The organism is Thiohalocapsa sp. (genome assembly GCF_019695415.1).
Lineage (GTDB): Bacteria > Pseudomonadota > Gammaproteobacteria > Chromatiales > Chromatiaceae > Thiohalocapsa.
In genome coordinates, this window is sequence record NZ_JAIFKJ010000146.1 from 1 (window position 1) to 2,477 (window position 2,477).

Sequence of the window (2,477 nt, forward strand, 5' to 3'; positions counted from 1 at the left end):
CCTGGCTCTGGTGACGGGCGCGGGGATGCCGGTGGGGCGTGTCCGATCGTTGAACGCCGCGGAGGGGGTCCGAGCGTGTGGCGGTGGTGTCCGCGGGGACCCCCCCGCCGGGCGCTCGCCGCGACGGCCCGGGTCTACTGCCAGCCGCCGAGGCTGTGGACGTAGAGCGAGACCATCTTGATCTCTGCGGGTGCAATCCGGTCGACCCAGCCCGGCATGACGCCGTGCTGTGGGTTCCAGATCTGCTGGCGGATGTCGCCGAGCTCGCCGCCGTAGAGCCAGATGGCGTCGGTGAGGTTGGGGGCACCCAAGGCCGCCATGCCCTCGCCGCCGGCGCCGTGGCAGGAGGCGCACTGCTGGGCGTAGATCTCCGACCCGGCCTCGGCGAGCGCCGGATCCTCCGGGGCGCGGCCGGAGAGCGTGACGACGTAGTTGGCGACCTGGTCGATCTCTTCGCGCGTGAGCAGCTGATCGGTGCCGTAGCGCGGCATCATCGAGAAGCGCGCGTCGAACTCGTACTCCTGGTTGCGGACGCCGTAGAGGATCGTCTGCTGGATGGCGTCGAGGGTGCCGCCCCAGATCCAGGCGTCGTCGGCCAGCACCGGGTAGTTGAGCTGGCCGGCGCCGCCGACGCCGTGGCAGGGCGCGCAGTTGTCACCGAACAGGATCTCGCCGCCGGTGAGCGCGTAAGTGAACAGGTCGGGGTCGCCGCGGATGGTGTCGAGATCCGCCTCGACGATGCGCTGGTTGATCCCGGCTCGGGCATCCGCCGCCGCCTGGATCTCGTTGGCGACGCGCTCGCGCGCGGTGTTGCCGGTGAGCCCCGTGGTGGCGCTGGGTCCGAAGGGGATGGCCGGGAACAGGATGAACCACACCACCGAGAACGCGATGCAGACGTAGAAGGTCCAGACCCACCAGGACGGCAGCGGGTTGTTGAGCTCCTTGATGCCGTCCCACTCGTGGCCGGTGGTCTCGACCCCGGTGACGGCGTCCTTTTCCGGTTTGCTCGGCATCCCTAGCCCTCCTTGTCGTCGAGCGGGATGCGGCCACGCTTTTCCCACTTCTTGCGGTTCTTCGGCCGAAAGGCCCACCAGACGATGGCGAGGAAGATCACCACCATCCCCACCAGCCAGATTTGATAGAGCGCGTTCATGATGCCGCTTTCTTCCAAAGCGGACCTCCTAGTGCTGGCGGAGGGCCTCGGGATCGACCTCGGTGAAGTCGACCATGCGGCCGAGGATTTGGAGATACGCCACGAGCGCGTCCATCTCGGTGAGCCGGTCGGGCTGACCGTCGAGGTCGCCGACCGTGGCCTTGGGGTAGCGCGCCTGCACCGCCGCCCAGTCGCCGTCGGGATCCGCCTGGTTGCGCATGTCGAAGGGCGCGTTCTCGATCATCTCGTCGGTGTAGGGCACCCCGACCGTGCGGTTGGTCTCCACGTTGGCGCGGTAGGCCACCGGGTCGAGGTCGTTCTCCAAAAGAAACGCGTAGGGCGGCATGATGCTCTCGGGCACCACCGAGCGCGGATCCACCAGATGGGCGACGTGCCAGTCGTTGGAGTACTTGCCGCCGACCCGGGCGAGATCGGGTCCGGTGCGCTTGGAGCCCCACTGGAAGGGGTGGTCGTACATGCTCTCGGCGGCGAGACTGAAATGGCCGTAGCGCTCGACCTCGTCGCGGAAGGTGCGGATCTGCTGGCTGTGGCAGACGTAGCAGCCCTCGCGCACGTAGACGTCGCGGCCCGCCAGCTCGAGCGGTGAGTAGGGCCGCACCCCCTCGACCCGCTCGATGGTGTTCTCGATCGAAAACAGGGGCGCGATCTCGACGATGCCGCCGATGGCGACCACCGTGAGGATGCCGGCGGTCAGCGCCACCGTGCGGGTCTCGAAGACTTGGTGCTTGTCCCATGCCATCGCCGTGCCTCACTCCGCCGGCAGCGCCGCGGCGCCGCCCTTGGCGCCGGTGGGCTGGGTGGCGACGTCGCCCCTGGCCGTGCGCCACAAGTTGTAGACCATGATCAGCGCGCCCGCGAGGAAGAAGACACCGCCGAGCGCCCTGATGACGTAGAACGGATGCATCGCCTCGACCGTCTCGATGAACGAGAACTGCAGGAAGCCCAAGTCGTCATAGGCGCGCCACATCAGGCCCTGCATGATACCGGAGACCCACATGGCGGTGATGTAGAGGACGATGCCGAGGGTCGCGATCCAGAAGTGCCATTCGACCAGGCGGTTGCTGTAGAGCTGCGCGCGGTTCCACAGCTTGGGGACCAGGTAGTACATCGCCCCGAAGGTGATGAAGGCGACCCAGCCGAGTGCTCCGGAGTGCACGTGGCCAACCGTCCAGTCGGTGTAGTGCGACAGCGCGTTGACCTGCCGGATCGACATCAACGGACCCTCGAAGGTGCTCATGCCGTAGAACGCGACCGAGACCACCAAGAAGCGCAGGACCGGGTCGGTCCGGAGCTTGTCCCAGGC

Annotated in this window: 4 protein-coding genes; all 4 read right to left on the reverse strand. The window is 67.6% G+C overall.

The genetic code is table 11. The features are described 5' to 3' along the window. Positions 1–134 precede the first annotated feature (134 nt). Positions 135–1,013, reverse strand: a complete 879-nt coding sequence (ccoP, locus tag I6U14_RS03755; protein ID WP_296896977.1) for a cytochrome-c oxidase, cbb3-type subunit III — start codon at positions 1,011–1,013, stop codon at positions 135–137. A 2-nt stretch (positions 1,014–1,015) separates the two neighbouring features. Beyond that, positions 1,016–1,153 carry a cbb3-type cytochrome c oxidase subunit 3 gene (locus I6U14_RS03760; protein WP_296896979.1) on the reverse strand — a complete coding sequence of 46 codons (138 nt, stop codon included), beginning with the start codon at positions 1,151–1,153 and terminating at the stop codon, positions 1,016–1,018. Positions 1,154–1,181: 28 nt separating this feature from the next. Continuing rightward, positions 1,182–1,913, reverse strand: coding sequence for a cytochrome-c oxidase, cbb3-type subunit II (ccoO, locus tag I6U14_RS03765; protein WP_296896981.1), 732 nt, complete (start codon positions 1,911–1,913; stop codon positions 1,182–1,184). 9 nt (positions 1,914–1,922) lie between these two features. Next, positions 1,923–2,477 (reverse strand): cbb3-type cytochrome c oxidase subunit I (locus tag I6U14_RS03770; protein WP_296896983.1); only part of this gene is annotated, 555 nt, incomplete at its 5' end.